The sequence below is a fragment of the Pseudomonas sp. GW704-F2 genome, from assembly GCF_059423025.1.
The window spans coordinates 176,583-192,247 of sequence record NZ_JBWKXO010000008.1; the positions used below are offsets into that span (position 1 = coordinate 176,583).

The 15,665-nt window shown below is 63.0% G+C and carries 11 protein-coding genes; 1 reads left to right on the forward strand and 10 read right to left on the reverse strand.

Annotation, left to right across the window (positions count from 1 at the left end):
* Positions 1-90 precede the first annotated feature (90 nt).
* Positions 91-828, forward strand: a complete 738-nt coding sequence (locus AC07W0_RS09690; protein ID WP_046487940.1) for a substrate-binding periplasmic protein — start codon at positions 91-93, stop codon at positions 826-828.
* A gap of 4 nt (positions 829-832) precedes the next feature.
* Here AC07W0_RS09690 and yccS read toward each other — a convergent pair whose 3' ends face one another.
* The 10 genes from yccS to betI form a co-directional block, all read right to left on the reverse strand.
* The gene (gene yccS / locus AC07W0_RS09695; protein ID WP_017844946.1) at positions 833-3,016 is read right to left on the reverse strand and encodes a YccS family putative transporter; all 2,184 of its coding nucleotides are present in this window, start codon (positions 3,014-3,016) and stop codon (positions 833-835) included.
* Positions 3,017-3,237: 221 nt separating this feature from the next.
* On the reverse strand, positions 3,238-4,416 hold the full coding sequence (locus tag AC07W0_RS09700; protein ID WP_046487938.1) for a BaiN/RdsA family NAD(P)/FAD-dependent oxidoreductase: 1,179 nt from the start codon (positions 4,414-4,416) through the stop codon (positions 3,238-3,240).
* Between the two features lie 97 nt (positions 4,417-4,513).
* Positions 4,514-5,851 carry an ATP-dependent RNA helicase DbpA gene (dbpA, locus tag AC07W0_RS09705; protein WP_231590016.1) on the reverse strand — a complete coding sequence of 446 codons (1,338 nt, stop codon included), beginning with the start codon at positions 5,849-5,851 and terminating at the stop codon, positions 4,514-4,516.
* 131 nt (positions 5,852-5,982) lie between these two features.
* On the reverse strand, positions 5,983-7,410 hold the full coding sequence (gene mdtD / locus AC07W0_RS09710; RefSeq protein ID WP_102617718.1) for a multidrug transporter subunit MdtD: 1,428 nt from the start codon (positions 7,408-7,410) through the stop codon (positions 5,983-5,985).
* Positions 7,411-7,445: 35 nt separating this feature from the next.
* Positions 7,446-8,336 carry an alpha/beta fold hydrolase gene (locus AC07W0_RS09715; RefSeq protein ID WP_102617717.1) on the reverse strand — a complete coding sequence of 297 codons (891 nt, stop codon included), beginning with the start codon at positions 8,334-8,336 and terminating at the stop codon, positions 7,446-7,448.
* Between the two features lie 236 nt (positions 8,337-8,572).
* Positions 8,573-9,889 (reverse strand): TldD/PmbA family protein, encoded by a 1,317-nt coding sequence (locus AC07W0_RS09720; protein ID WP_046381791.1) that lies wholly within the window; start codon positions 9,887-9,889, stop codon positions 8,573-8,575.
* Positions 9,889-11,331, reverse strand: coding sequence for a TldD/PmbA family protein (locus AC07W0_RS09725; protein ID WP_046381792.1), 1,443 nt, complete (start codon positions 11,329-11,331; stop codon positions 9,889-9,891). The genes AC07W0_RS09720 and AC07W0_RS09725 overlap by 1 nt, the downstream gene beginning before the upstream one ends.
* 205 nt (positions 11,332-11,536) lie before the next feature.
* Positions 11,537-13,240 (reverse strand): choline dehydrogenase, encoded by a 1,704-nt coding sequence (betA, locus tag AC07W0_RS09730; RefSeq protein ID WP_046381793.1) that lies wholly within the window; start codon positions 13,238-13,240, stop codon positions 11,537-11,539.
* Positions 13,241-13,382: 142 nt separating this feature from the next.
* Positions 13,383-14,855 (reverse strand): betaine-aldehyde dehydrogenase, encoded by a 1,473-nt coding sequence (gene betB, locus AC07W0_RS09735; RefSeq protein WP_017844938.1) that lies wholly within the window; start codon positions 14,853-14,855, stop codon positions 13,383-13,385.
* 110 nt (positions 14,856-14,965) lie between these two features.
* Positions 14,966-15,559, reverse strand: coding sequence for a transcriptional regulator BetI (gene betI / locus AC07W0_RS09740; RefSeq protein ID WP_017844937.1), 594 nt, complete (start codon positions 15,557-15,559; stop codon positions 14,966-14,968).
* Between the last annotated feature and the right edge of the window lie 106 nt (positions 15,560-15,665).

Here is a 15,665-nt window from a genome sequence, read left to right on the forward strand (position 1 = left end):
CGGCGGGTTCTTTGTGTAATCTGAGCTACTGTTACATCCTCAGGCACCGCCTGAGCCAGGGCCACCGCCTGCCTGCCAAGGACTTTAAGCATGCCGCGATTCTCTCGTGCCGTTGCTTTGATTGGAATGTTGTTGCTGGCCCAGCCGGCGTTCGCACAGCGTCTGCGCCTGGTGGCAGATGCCTGGCCACCCTTTACCGATGCCACCTTGATCAATGGTGGGCTGGCTACCGATATTGTCAGCACAGCCTTGGCCCGCGCCGGTTATGCCAGTGATTTCGAGCAGGTGCCCTGGGCTCGCGCGTTGATGGGGGTCGGCGATGGGCGCTACGACGTGGTGGTCAACGCCTGGTATGACGAGGCCCGCACGCGCCTGGGGCAGTTTTCCGCTGAATACCTGATCAACCGCCTGGTTTTTATCAAGCGTCGCGACGATCCCATCGAGTTCCAGAACCTTGAGCAACTGCACAACTATCCCATCGCCGTGGTGCGGGGGTATGCGTATTCTGCGGCGTTCGACCAGGACACGCAGTTACAGAAAGTCCCGGTACACAACTTCGCCATGGCGGTGCGGATGCTCGTTGCGCGCCGGGTACGCCTGACGGTGGAGGACGAATTCGTTGCCCGTTATTACCTGGCGCAGGAGTCGGCGCGGGTGCGCAATGCGGTGGAGTTTTTGCCGCAGCCGTTGAGTGAAAACAGCCTGCATATTCTGGTCAGCCTGAAGAACCCCGAGCATGAGCAGATCGTTGCCGGTTTTGACCGCGAGATTGCCAAGATGAAGGCCGACGGCAGTTATGCGCGGTTGATGAAGCAGCACGGCATGTAGTGGCCTACGCTGCGCTGGTGTCTTTGATCAGGTGGGCCGCCAGGGTGCGCAACGGCCCCAACTGCCGGCAAATCAACGCCAGTTGCGTCTGCACCAGACGTTGCCCCTCATCGATCTCATCCGGCATCTGTTCCAGCTCCGCAGCCAAGGCTTCCTCGGCATCGCTCTGAATCGAGATCGGCTGTTTATTGGCCAGCCCCGTGGCGATTTCGTCGATGCTCGCCGCCAGGGTTTTCCCCGCGCCGTCGATCAAGTGTTCGCGCACGTCGGCCGGCAGTTGGGTTTCGCGGTGCGCGCCGAGCCCCGACAGGTAGCTGAGCAAGGTGTGGGACAGCACCAGGAAGCGGAAGCCCACGTCGGCCTCCTTACGGAACTGCCCCGGCTCCATCAGCATATTCGCCAGGGTAGTGGACAGCGCCGCGTCGGCGTTGTGCGCGTTGCGTCGGGCCAGGCGGTAAGCCAGGTCGTCGCTTTTGCCGGCGGCGTATTGCTGCATGATTTGGCGCAGGTAGATGCTGTTGCAGGTCAGGGTATTGGCCAGCACTTTGTTCAGGCGCCGACCTTGCCAGTCCGGCAGGAACAGGAACACGGTCAGGCCGGCAATCACGCTGCCGATCAAGGTGTCGAACAGGCGTGGCAGGAACAGCCCGTAGCCATCGCCCACCTGGTTGAAGCAGAACAGCACCATCAGGGTGATCGCCGCGGTGGCCAGGGTGTAGCGGGTGGTGCGGTTGATAAAGAACACCAGGCCTGCCGCGATGGCGAACATCGACTGCACCAGGGCGCTGGGGAACAGGTCGAACAGTGCCCAGGCCACGGTGAGCCCGATGGCCGTGCCGATGATCCGCTGGCCGAGCTTGCGCCGGGTGGCGCCGTAGTTGGGCTGGCAGACGAACAGGGTGGTGAGGATGATCCAGTAGCCCTGGGAAGCGTGGATCGCATGCAGGGTGCCATAGCCGATGGTCAACGCCAGGGCCAGGCGCAAGGCGTGGCGGAACAGCAGCGAAGTCGGCGTGAGCTGGGTGCGCAGGCGCGTCCACATTTCCTTGAGGTTGCGTGGGGCACGGTCAAGCAGGTTGCTGTCGCTGGCGTCGGCCAGGGCGTCCGGGTTGCTCGCGTCGCCCAGCAGGCGGTCGAGGGTCGACAGGTTGGCCGCCAGCGCACGCAAGGAACGCAGCAGGCCGCGCCAGGCCGGGTTGCTCTGGATGCGCAGGTGTTCCATGGAGGCGTTCAGGTCGCCCAAGGCTTCGGCGAAGCTGGCGTCATAGATGAACGGCTGGCGCAGTTGGATCGATTCGGCCAGGGCCTCGCAGGCCTTGCCTTGCTGGCGCAGCAGGCGCTGGCAGCGGAACAGCACATCGCTGTGGAAGAAGGCCTCGGCCAGGGCGTTGTAGGGATAGTGGGACGAGCTGGCGCGTTCGTGGATGTCCTGGGCCAGGAAATACAGCTTGAGGTAACGACTGACCTTGGAGCCCGGCCGGCCGTTGCCGACGCGGTGCAGGATGATTTCCTTCGCCGCATTCAGCGCGGCCACCACCCGGCCGTTTTGCTGGGCCAGCTCCAGGCGGCGCGCCTCCACGTTCAACTGGCGGATCGGCTCGAACAGCGACGATTTGAGCTTGAGGTAACGCCCCAACTCGCGAAACAACCGCGCCAGGCTCTGCTGCACCGGCTGGTTGGAAAACAGCACCTGCCACAGCACCGACAGCGCACCGTACCAGGCGGCGCCGGCCACCAGCAGCAGCGGTTCGTGCCAGAAATCCGTGACGGCACCACCGCGCTGGTCCACGCCGATCATGGTGTAGACCGACAGGATCAAGGTGGCCGACGCAATCGCGCCATAACGCTCACCGAGGGCGCCGAGCATGGTCAGGCCGAAACTCGCCAGGGCCAGGGCGACCGCGAAGGCCCAGGGGTAGGGGAACAACAGCTCCACCGACAGCGCGGCAATGCTGAAACACACCAGCGTCACCGCCAGGGCGTTGAGGCGGCCTTGCCAACTGTCGTCGGTCTCGGCCAGGGCACTGGCGATAATCCCCAGGAACAGCGGGATCAGCAGTGTCATTTCATCCTGATACCAGCACAGCGTCATGCTGCCGGTGAGGGCGATGAATACCCGAACGCTGTAACTGAATTTATCCAGTGCCCATAGGCGCCGCATGGACTGCTTGAACGAGGTCGATGACATGAAGGCTGGAGTCTTCCGGGACGATGCCGCTAAATTGAGCTATCAAGGACGCTGCGGCAAGGGTGGTGATCACATCACTGCACAAAATTTCTCCCGGGCACACTGAAAATCAAAATGTGGGAGGGGGCTTGCCCCCGATGGCAGTGGACCAGTCAACTCATCAGGTGACTGACACACCGCCATCGGGGGCAAGCCCCCTCCCACATTTTTACCGCGTTGTGTCAGGCATACTGCGCAGCGGCGTAGCCGGAAGCCCAGGCCCACTGAAAGTTGAAGCCGCCGAGGTGGCCGGTCACATCCAGCACTTCGCCGATGAAGTACAAGCCCGGGCTTTTCAGCGATTCCATGGTCTTGGACGACACTTCCCGCGTATCCACGCCGCCCAGCGTCACTTCGGCGGTGCGATAACCTTCGGTGCCTGCCGGTACCAATTGCCAGCTCGCCAGTTTTTGCGCGATGTCGGCCAGTTCGGCGTGGGTGTACTGCTTCATCGGCTTGGACACGAACCAGGTTTCTGCCAGCAGGTTGGCCATCTTCTTGGTGAAGATTTCACCCAGCAGGGTTTTCAGCTCGCTGTTGGGGCGCTCGGCTTGTTGCTGTTGCAGCCAGGCGTGGGCGTCGTGGTCGGGCAGCAGGTTGATCTCGACCGTGTCGCCGGACTCCCAATAGGAGGAAATCTGCAGAATCGCCGGCCCGCTCAGGCCGCGATGGGTAAACAGGAGGTTCTCGCGAAAGCTCTGGCCGTTGCAGCTGACCAGGCAATCGACCGACGTGCCGGATAACTCGCCGCACAGCTCCTTGAGCTGGTCGGTGATGGTGAACGGCACCAGCCCGGCGCGGGTCGGCAGCAGTTCGTGGCCGAATTGCCTGGCCACCTGGTAACCGAAGCCGGTCGCGCCGAGGGTCGGGATCGACAGGCCGCCGGTGGCGATCACCAGGGATTCGCAGCGCAACTCGCCCAGGGTGGTCTGCAACTGGTAGCCGCTGTCGAGCTTGGCGATGGTTTCGATCGAGGTGTCCAGGTGCAGGCTCACGCCGGTCTGGATGCACTCGTCGAGCAGCATGCCGAGGATGTCGCTGGATTTGTTATCGCAGAACAACTGGCCGAGCTTCTTCTCGTGGTACGGCACGCCGTGCTTGGCCACCAGGCCGATGAAGTCCCATTGGGTGTAGCGGGCCAGGGCGGACTTGCAGAAGTGCGCGTTGTGCGAGAGGAAGTTCGCCGGTTCGGTGTACATATTGGTGAAGTTGCAGCGACCGCCGCCGGACATCAGGATCTTCTTGCCGGCCTTGTTCGCGTGGTCGATCAGCATCACCTTGCGCCCACGTCCGGCGGCGGTCAGAGCACACATCAAGCCTGCGGCGCCGGCGCCAATGATCACAACTTCGGTCGAGCGCAAAACGGTGTCCTCATACATGTTCTGATTTGAAATACAGTCAAATGTGGGAGGGGGCTTGCCCCCTCCCACAGGGGATCTCTATTGTTCGAAAGATCGTTTACAGGATCCGCACGCGCAACGAACGGCCCTTGATCTTGCCGTCATTCAAACGCTGCAGCGCCTGCTTGGCGACGCTGCGTTCCACGGCCACAAACGCCTGGAAATCGAAGATCGCGATCTTGCCGACCTGGGCCCCCGGAATGCCGGCTTCACCAGTCAGCGCGCCGAGGATATCGCCCGGACGGACCTTGTCTTTACGGCCGGCGGCGATGCACAGGGTGCTCATCTGCGGCAGCAGCGGGCCACCGCTCTGTGGCTTGAGGTTGTCCAGTTGGTCCCAGTTCAGCGGCGACTTCTGCAGTTGCTCGATGGCCTGGGCGCGGTGCGCTTCGGACGGCGCCACCAGGCTGATGGCGATCCCGGTCTCACCGGCACGGCCGGTGCGGCCGACGCGGTGGATGTGGATTTCCGAGTCGCGGGCCAGTTCGACGTTGATCACCATGTCCAGCGAATCGATGTCCAGGCCGCGGGCGGCGACGTCGGTGGCGACCAGTACCGAGGTGCTGCGGTTGGCGAACATCGCCAGCACCTGGTCGCGGTCACGCTGTTCCAGGTCGCCATGCAGGCCGACGGCGGAGATGCCTTTGGAGGTCAGGTGGTCGACGGTTTCCTGCACTTGCTGCTTGGTGAAGCAGAACGCCACGCACGAGGCCGGACGGAAATGCGCGAGGACTTTGGTGACGGCCTCCATGCGTTCTTCCGGCGAGATCTCGTAGAAACGCTGCTCGATCTGGTCGTCGGAGTGGAACGCTTCGGCCTTGACTTGCTGCGGCGCGCGCATGAATTTCGAGGCCAGCTGCTTGATGCTCACCGGGTAGGTGGCCGAGAACAGCAGGGTCTGGCGGCGGGCCGGGGTCTTGCTGATGATGTCTTCGATGGCGTCGTAGAAACCCATGTCGAGCATGCGGTCGGCTTCGTCGAGGATCAGCGTGTTCAAGCCGTCGAGCACCAGCGAACCCTTGCGCAGGTGTTGCTGGATGCGGCCCGGGGTGCCGACGATGACGTGGGCGCCATGTTCCAGGGAGGCGATCTGCGGGCCGAGGGACACGCCGCCGCACAGGGTCAGCACCTTGATGTTGTCTTCGGCGCGGGCCAGGCGACGGATTTCCTTGGCCACCTGGTCGGCCAGCTCGCGGGTCGGGCACATCACCAGGGCCTGGCAGCCGAAGTAGCGCGGGTTGATCGGGTTCAGCAGGCCGATGCCGAACGCAGCCGTCTTGCCGCTGCCGGTCTTGGCCTGGGCAATCAGGTCCAGCCCCTTGAGGATCACCGGCAAGCTCTGCGCCTGGATCTGCGTCATCTCGGCATAACCCAGCGAGTCGAGGTTAGCCAGCATGGCGGCGGAGAGCGGCAACGTATTAAAAGCGGTGGCGATGGTGGTCACGGGACTGGCTCTGCAAAAACAAAATGTCGCGCAGTGTAGCAGTCCCGTGGGATTTTCCCTGCAAGTTCTCGACGAGACGCCTGCTAGTGTTCGATGTCGTGTTCGCGGCTGCCGATGCGTTTGCCGTCTTTTGGCGACAGTTGCAGGAAGATCGCCGCCGCCAGCATTGCCATGATGCCCACGGTGAGGAAGGTCAGCTGGAAGGCGCCGAGTACCGTGCTCACGCCGTCATTGCCCGATTCGGCGGTGAACCCGCCGAGCAGCGCACCGGCGCAGGCCACGCCGAGGCTCAGGGACAGTTGTGCCACCACCGACAGCAAGCTGTTGCCGCTGCTGGCCTGGGCATCGTCGAGGTCGATCAGGGTAACGGTGTTCATCGCGGTGAACTGCAAGGAGTTGATCGCCCCGAGTATCGCCAGCATGCCCAGCAGCAGCGGGTAGGGCGTCTGTTCGCTGACCAGGCCCATGCTCGCCAGCATCAGGCCCAAGGCCAGGGTGTTACCGGTCAGCACCACGCGGTAGCCCAGGCGTTCGATCAACGGCCGTGCAACCGACTTGGCCAGCATCGCCGCCGCCGCCAGGGGCAGCATGCTCATCCCGGCCTGGGACGGTGAATAGCCCAAGGCCACCTGCAACAGCAACGGCACCAGAAACGGCAAGGCGCCGCTGCCCAGGCGTGCGAACAGGTTGCCCAGGATGCCCACCGCAAAGGTACGGGTCTTGAACAGCCCCGGCGCAAACAGCGGGTTATCGATATGCCCGGCGCGCAGCCAATAGGCCGCCAGGCAGGCCAGCCCGCCGAACAGCAGCAACATCACCCGCAGGTGCGGCAGGTGCAATTCGCCCAGGCCTTCCATGGCGATGGTGATCAACACCATCGCCGCGCCGAACAGCAGGAAGCCGATGCCGTCGAACCGCGTGCGCTCGCTGCCGCGCAGGTCGGGGATCAGTTTCCACACGGCGTAGCAGCCGATCATGCCCACCGGCAGGTTGATCAGGAAGATCCAGTGCCAGGTCAGGTATTGCACCATCCAGCCGCCCATGGTCGGGCCGAGCAACGGACCGAGCAGGCCGGGGATGGTGATGAAGCCCATGATCCGCACCAGCTCGGAGCGCGGATAAGCGCGCAGCACCACCAGCCGGCCGACCGGCAGCATCAGCGCACCGCCCAGGCCCTGGACCACCCGCGCGCCGACGAGCATGGTCAGGCTGCTGGACAGCGCGCACAGCAGCGAGCCGATGCTGAACAGCATGATCGCGCCAAAGAAGATTTTCTTGGTGCCGAAGCGGTCGGCGATCCAGCCCGACGCCGGGATCAGCAAGGCGACGGTGAGCATGTAGGCGATCACCACCCCTTGCATGCGCAGCGGGTTTTCCGCGAGGTCCCGGGCCATCGCCGGCAGTGCCGTGTTGAGAATCGTCCCATCCAGCGATTGCATGAAGAAGGCAATCGCGACCACCCAGGGGAGCCAGCGGGCGGTCTTGGCATCGAGAGGGGCGCGATTTGGCATGGGATCCCTTTTGTTAGGAGGCTATGTGTCGGCGATTATGCGCCATTCGTCGCTCCTTTTCCCACTGAAGGTTCGTCTACATCCGACAACATCGCGTGCTCGCCCACCAGGAAGTCCAGCAGCGCGCGATGTACCGCCCGCGCCGCTTCGCGGGACTCCAGGTCGAGCAGATGCCCGGTATGTTCGGCGACGGCAAAGCTGCTGCGGCCTACGTAGTGCTGGAACAGTCGGGCCTCGGCGGCCGGGGTGTATTCGTCCAGCGTGCCGTTGAGGAAATGCACCGGTGTTTCGATCCGGCTGAGCTGTGGCAGGTAGTTGCCATCGCCCAGCGCCAGCACCTGATGGATATGAAAGCGCGCCTGGCGGTATTCGGTGGTGGCCATGTTCGACAGGTGCCGATGGTTATTGCGCTTGAGTCGCGGCGACAGGTATTTGCCCACGGTGTCGTTGAGCAAGTGGCCGACGGCGGATTTGTCGTCGGCTTCGATCAGCGCGCGCACCCGCTCCACATAGTCGAGCATCGCCTGGTTGAGGTTCGGCGCCAGCGCCATCACCACCGAGCTTTCGATGGAGGGCGGGTTGTGTGCCAGGGTCAGCAGCGTGGAGATGCCGCCCCACGAGGCCGACACCAGGTGGTTGACCTGGAAGCGCTCCACCAGCGCCCGCAGGATTTGCACTTCGTCGTCCTTGGTCACCAGGTCCAGGTCGGTGTTGTGCTCGCGTGAATAGCCGGAGAACGGTAAATCGAACAGCAGCACATTGAAATGCTCGGCCAGGCATTTACTGGTGCGGGCGAAGGAGCGCGTGGTGGATAGCGCGCCATTGACCATCAGCACGGTTTTCTTTTGCGGATGGTGACCTAGTTGCTCAACATGAACGTTGTAGTGCTTGAACAGCTTTTCTATGACAAAACTTCCATGGTTCATGTCAATGCTCCAGCTTGCCTTTTCCCGGGCGAGGTCATGCATCACGTGCGGGCACGTGGGTTAGGTGGCGGGGTGCCACTAACCGTTATAACGGGGTTTTTTACAGGCGACAACCGGCCTTGGGCGGGCGGTGAGAGAGGTCTGATTTAGCTGTAGGACATGTCGAAACAAGATGTCTGAAATCAACACAAAACAATGTGGGAGGGGGCCCCCTCCCACAAGCAGACTACTGTCGGTCAGAGGGTCAGGGTCAGGCGCTTGACCAATGCCCCCGGCAACAGATTGGACGCGGTGTTGCGCTGGCTGTAGGTACTGGCCGACAGCAACAGTTCGCGCTCTGCGGTCAGCGCTTCGAGTTGTGAGCCGAGCAGGCTGTAGACGCTGTCATCGAAGCGCATGGTGCTGACCGGCGCCTTGATCTCGCCGTCTTCCACCCAGAACGTGGCGAACCGCGTCATGCCGGTCAGGCGCGCTGCCGGCAGGTCGGAATAGTTCAGGTACCACAGGTTGCTGATGTACAGCCCGGTGCCCAATTGCTTGAGGATATCGGCCTGGGCCAGGCTGCCCGCCGCCATCTGCAACGCGCTGGGGGATTCGTCGCTGCTGGCTCCGTTGGTGCTGAGGCCGTATTCGGCGGCGCTGCGCGAATTGACCAGTTGGCCGGCGCCCTGGCCGGCGTTGATCAGCGTGACGTCACTGCACGGGTAGCCTTCGCTGGAGAACGCCGGGCTCAGCGAGCCGCTGATGTGCTCATCCACCGTCACCAGCGTGCTCAACGCCTGCTCGCCGGCATACAGCCGCTGTAGCGAGCTGCTTTTGCTGGCGATGGCCTGGGCGGAAAAACCGCCCCAGGTGATGATGCTGATGATTTCTTCCAGGGCTGCCGGCGCCAGGTAGGCGCGGTACTCGCCGGGCGCCAGCTTGTGCAGTGGCCGTCCGAGGAATTCCAGCTGTTCGCGAGCCTGCTGGAAGCGGCGGGCGAACTCGGCGCTGTTCCATTCATTGCCGGCGTAACTGGCTTTGACCGCTTCGCCGTTGGCGTGGAACAGGCTGAAGTCGAAGTTGAAACTATTGGCCTGATGCCAGCCGAACGCGCCGTCCGAACTGGCGAAGCCACGGCTGATCGGGCCAGCGGCGTAGAAACCGACCAGATCGACGCCGTGTGCCGCCTGGCTGATGTCTCCCAGCACCTGGCCCAGCTCGGGCAGCGGCCGGGCCTGTTCGTTTTGGCTCTGCCACGCGTTGTGGTTCAGCAACAGGTACGGATCGTGCGGCAGCAACGGCAAGGTTTCGCGCAGCTGTTGCAGGCCAGCGGCGAGGCGCTGGCGGTCCAGCTCCGGCTCGCCGCCGAGGGTGATGCCGAGGTCGGCATGACGGCCGTCGTTGATCAGTTTGAGGGTCAGGCTGGCCTGTTGCACCTGCCCGGCCTGACGCACCTTGGCATGGTTGAAACGCACGAATTCGGACGATTCCGCGGCGTAGCCCAGGTGAAATTGTTCTTTGTCGGTGAGGGCCTGCTTGAGCCACTCCACCAATGCCTTGAAGTTGTTCATCAGGCGTCTCCCCCAAATACGTCGACATGGCTGAATACACAGGCGGGCGAGGCATGGCCGACGCGGATCACCTGGTTGGGCTCGCCTTTGCCGCAGTTCGGCGTGCCCAACACCTGGAAGGTGCTGGCGTCGCCCACGGCGCTGAGCTTGCGCCAGAACTGCGCGGAAATGGCGCGGTAGTTGGGGTTTTTCACCACGCCTTTGAGTTCGCCGTTTTCGATCAACTGGCCCCATTCGCAACCGAACTGGAATTTATTGCGCGCGTCGTCAATGGACCACGAACGGTTGGTCGACATCAGGATGCCGTGTTCGATGCCGCCGATCAGTTGCGCCAGGTTCTGGTCGCCGGCCTCGATGTTCAGGTTGGCCATGCGGTCGATCGGCGGGCGGTTCCAACTGCTGGCGCGGCTGTTGGCGACGCCGCTCATGCCTGCGCGAAATTGCGACAACGCCCCGCCCAGCGGCTTGAGCAGCAGCCCCTCGCGGATCAGGAATTGCTTGCTGGCCGGGGTGCCGTCGTCGTCGTGGCCGTAGCTGGCCAGTTGTTCGGGGATGTCCGGGTCGAAGGTCACGTTGAGCAGCTTGGAGCCGTATTGCAGGTGGCCGAAGTCGCTGGCCTTCACAAAACTGGTGCCGGCGTAATTGCGCTCGTCACCGAGGATGCGGTCGAGTTCCAGCGGATGGCCGATCGATTCGTGGATCTGCAGGATCATCTGGTCGGGCATCAACAGCAGGTCGCGCGGGCCCTGCGGCGTGTTCGGCGCCAGCAGCAGTTGCAGGGCTTCGTCGGCGATGCGCGGCGCGGCGCCGACCAGGCCGAAGCGCTCGATCACATCAAACCCGCCTTGCTGGCCGAAGTTACTGCCGCCGAGGGTGCGCGACTGGCTGTCGTTGCCGTCGTAGGCCGTGACGTTGACGCCAGGGAACACAAAACGCTGGGCCTGGCGCAGTTCCGCGCCGGCGCTGTTGAGGTAGATCTGTTCGACGTGGCTCAGGCCGAGGCTGACTTCCCAGTTCACCAGGCGCTCGTCCCGGGGCACGGCCGCGGATTCAGCGCCGAGCAATTGGTAGCAGTCGCTCAAGGAGGGGAAGGCTTGCTCAAGGTGGGGCGACAGGTAATCGGCGACGTCGCTGGACACGTGTTGCTCGCGCAGGTCGAGCAGGGCGTGGGGTTTTATCAGGCGTGCTTGCTGTTCGGCACGCTCGAGCGCGGCTTGCAGGCCGGGCAGGGAAATATCGTGGGTCGCGGCGTAGGTTTCGACACCGTTGACGCGCACGGTGAGCATGGCGCCTTCGTCGTGGTTCAGGTGCGGCGGTGCGGCGACGTTCTTGCGCACCGACAGGTAGTGGCCGGATTCGCGCACGTAACGCAGGGAGAAAAACTCGGCGGTGGTGCGCAGGGCACTGAAATGCTTTTTGAGTGTGGCGTGGTGTTCGAACATGGGGCCTTCCTTGTGGGCGGCTCAGCGCGGGCAGACGAACAGAGTAGGCCTGGGCTGGGGAGCGGATCAAGGAGAGTGTAGGCGTAAGGTTTGCGGTGTTGGGTCGGGCCCTATCGGGGGCAAGCCCCCTCCCACATTTTGAATGTATTCACAAATCGAAGTGTGGGAGGGGGCTTGCCCCCGATAGGGCGACACGGTCTTCCAGTTACTGCGCAGTAGGCCCCACTTCACGCATCGGCTTGCCCCGCACTGGCGCATCGCCTGCCACGTAGTAGTCCGCGGTGCTGCGCGGCAGTGGCTTGCGGCCACGGATCTTGTCGGCGATTTTCTCGGCGATCATGATCGTCGGCGCGTTCAGGTTGCCGGTGGTGATGATCGGCATGATCGACGCATCGACCACCCGCAGGCCCTGCATGCCATGCACGCGGCCTTCGCCATCCACCACGGCCATCTCGTCGCTGCCCATCTTGCACGAGCAGGACGGGTGGAACGCGGTCTCGGCGTGTTCGCGGATGAACTGGTCGAGTTGCTCGTCGGTCTGCACCTCGATGCCCGGGCTGATTTCGCGGCCACGGAACGGGTCGAGCGCCGGCTGCTGCATGATTTCGCGGGTCAGGCGGATGCCATCGCGAAATTCCTGCCAGTCCTGCTCGGTGGCCATGTAGTTGAAGAGGATGCTCGGGTAGTCCCGTGGGTTCTTCGACTTCAATTGCACGCGGCCACGGCTCGGCGAACGCATGGAGCCCATGTGCGCCTGGAAACCATGCTCTTTCACGCCGTTGCTGCCGTTGTAGTTAATCGCCACCGGCAGGAAGTGGTACTGGATGTTCGGCCAATCGAAGTCTTCCCGGGTACGGATAAAACCGCCCGCTTCGAACTGGTTGCTGGCGCCGATGCCGGTGCCGTTGAACAGCCACTCGGCACCGATGGCCGGTTGGTTGTACCAGAGCAGCGACGGGTACAACGACACCGGTTGGGTGCAGGCGTATTGCAGGTACAGCTCAAGGTGGTCCTGCAGGTTTTCGCCGACGCCGGGCAGGTCGTGGACCACCGGGATGTCGAGGCTTTCGAGCAGTTTGGCCGGGCCGACGCCGGAGCGTTGCAGCAGTTGCGGCGAGGCGATGGCGCCGCTGCACACCAGCACTTCTTTACGCGCACGGGCTTCGACGCGTTCTTCGGCGGCGCCGATCAGGTAACGCACGCCGACCGCACGCTTGCCTTCGAACAGCACTTTGTCGGTCAGGGCATGGGTGACGATGGTCAGGGTGGAACGCTTTTTAGCCGTGTCCAGGTAACCGCGCGCGGTGCTGGCGCGCCGGCCGTTTGGCGTGACGGTACGGTCCATCGGGCCGAAGCCTTCCTGCTGGTAGCCGTTCAAGTCTTCGGTACGCGGGTAACCGGCCTGTACGCCGGCTTCGACCATGGCGTGGAACAGCGGGTTGTTGCCGGCCTTGGGCGTGGTCACGCTGACCGGGCCGTCGCCGCCGTGGTAGTCGTTGGGGCCGATGTCGCGGGTTTCGGCTTTACGGAAATACGGCAGGCAGTCGAGGTAGGTCCAGTCTTCCAGGCCGGGCAGTTTCGACCAGTTGTCGTAGTCCATGGCGTTGCCACGGATGTAGCACATGCCGTTGATCAGCGAGGAACCGCCCAGGCCCTTGCCGCGCCCGCATTCCATGCGACGGCCGTCCATGTGCGGTTCTGGATCGGTCTCGTAGGCCCAGTTGTAGCGACGGCCCTGCAGCGGGAACGCCAGGGCGGCGGGCATCTGGGTGCGGAAGTCGAGACGGTAATCCGGGCCGCCGGCTTCCAGCAGCAGGACGGTGACGCCTTCGTCTTCGGTCAGACGGGTCGCCAGGGTGTTACCGGCGGAGCCGGCACCCACAATGATGTAGTCGTATTCTTGGGACATTGAATGCACCCTCTTTGAAGTGTGGTCAGGTCGGGCCTCATCGGGGGCAAGCCCCCTCCCACCTTTGAAGGTATTCACAATTCAAATGTGGGAGGGGGCTTGCCCCCGATAGCGGCCTCACAGGCAACGCAAGGCTCAGGCTTTAGAACACCGAGGCGTAATCGCCCAACTCGACCTGTACCGATTTGATGCGGGTGAAGTTGTTCAGCGAGCTGATCCCGTTCTCACGGCCCACGCCCGACTGTTTGTAGCCACCGACCGGCATTTTCGCGTCGGACTCGCCCCAGGCATTGATCCAGCAGATGCCCGCTTCCAGTTGATGAATCACGCGGTGGGCGCGGTTCAGGTCCTTGGTCACCAGGCCGGCGGCGAGGCCGAAGTCGGTGTCGTTGGCGCGGCGGATCACTTCTTCTTCAGTCTCGTAGGTGAGGATGCTCATCACCGGGCCGAAGATTTCTTCACGGACGATGGTCATTTCGTCGGTGCAGTCGGTGAACACGGTCGGGGCAACAAAGGCGCCTTTGGCGAAGTCGCCGTCGGTCAGGCGGTCGCCGCCGCACAGCACGCGAGCACCTTCGGCCTTGCCCTTGGCGATGTAGCCGAGCACGCTTTCCATGTGGGCGAAGCTGACCAGCGGGCCGAAGTTGGTGTTGTCGTCCTGCGGGTCGCCGATGCGGATGCGCGCAACACGTTCGGCGATCTTGGCTTCGAACGCGGCTTGCAGGTGCTTGGGCACGAACACGCGAGTACCGTTGGTGCAGACCTGACCGGAGCTGTAGAAGTTAGCCATCATCGCGATGTCGGCGGCGCGATCCAGGTCGGCGTCCTCGAACACGATCAGCGGCGACTTGCCGCCCAGTTCCATGGTCACTTCCTTGAGCGAAGAGCTGGAGGCGCTGGCCATGACTTTCTTGCCGGTGTCGGTGCCGCCGGTGAACGAGACTTTCTCGATGCGCGGGTGCTCGGTCAGCCAGGTGCCGACTTCGCGGCCGCTGCCGGTCAACACGTTGAACACACCGGCCGGAACGCCGGCCTCGGTGTAGATCTCCGCCAGTTTCAGGGTGGTCAGCGAGGTGACTTCGCTGGGTTTGAAGATCATCGCGTTACCGGCGGCCAGGGCCGGTGCGGATTTCCACAGGGCGATCTGGATCGGGTAGTTCCACGCGCCGATACCGGCGACCACGCCCAGCGGCTCGCGGCGGGTGTAGACGAACGAGGTGTCGCGCAGCGGGATCTGCTCGCCTTCGATGGCTGGCACCAGGCCCGCGTAATATTCCAGCACGTCGGCGCCGGTGACGATGTCGACGTACTTGGTTTCGGAGAAGGATTTACCGGTGTCCAGGGTTTCCAGGGCGGCCAGTTCGTCATTGCGCTCGCGCAGGATGTCGACGGCACGACGCAGGATGCGCGAACGCTCCATGGCGGTCATGGCGGCCCAGATTTTCTGGCCTTTTTCAGCGCTGACCACGGCACGTTCAACGTCATCGAACGTTGCGCGTTGCACTTGGGCGAGAACTTCACCGTTAGCCGGGTTGATGGCTTCGAAGGTGGCATCGCTGCCAGCGTCGCTGTAGCCGCCGTCAATGTAGAGTTTTTGCAGGTCGAAACGGGCCATAAAGTCCTCGCAAGTGCATAAGTGGTTGGCGTTAACCACTGAGGGGTGGCCAATAAGAGTCTGGCAACACCGATCAGTGGAGGTTCAGGGGTTGAGCGGTTATGTGTGCTCTAACTCACCTGCTTGGCCAATTGGAAATCCATGTATTCGTAAGCGATCCGTTGCGCCTGCGCCGTGTCGAATTCATCTCCCGACAGGGCGCCGCGCAACCACAAACCGTCGATCAAGGCCGCCAGGCCTCGGGCTGCGCTGCGTGCATCCGGCAGCGGCAACACGCGGCGGAACTGGCAGCACAGGTTGGAATACAGGCGGTGATCGTTGATCCGCTGCAACCTGTGCAAAGACGGGTGGTGCATGCTGGTCGCCCAGAAGGCCAACCAGGTTTTCATTGCCGGGCCGTTGACCTGGCTGGCGTCGAAGTTGCCGCCGATGATCACTTGGAGGTGCGCCCGTGGCGTGTCCTCCGTCAACGCTTGTCGCCGCTCGTGGACGTTCTCGATCAGCACATTCATCAAGTACCGCATCGTGGCCGCGATCAGGCCGTTCTTGTCCTTGAAGTAGTGACTGATGATGCCGTTCGAAACGCCGGCCAAACGGGCGATCAGCGCAATGCTGGCATCTCCCATTCCGACTTGATCGATGGCCGTCAGCGTGGCTTCGATCAGTTGTTGGCGGCGTATGGGTTGCATACCGACCTTGGGCATGGAGTACCTCTCCTCAGGCCTGCCGGCGGGCGATGACGTCCGTCGACTCGATGGCCAGTCTATTTTGTTTTGATTGAACGTTCAATCAACAAAGAATAAGCTCTGC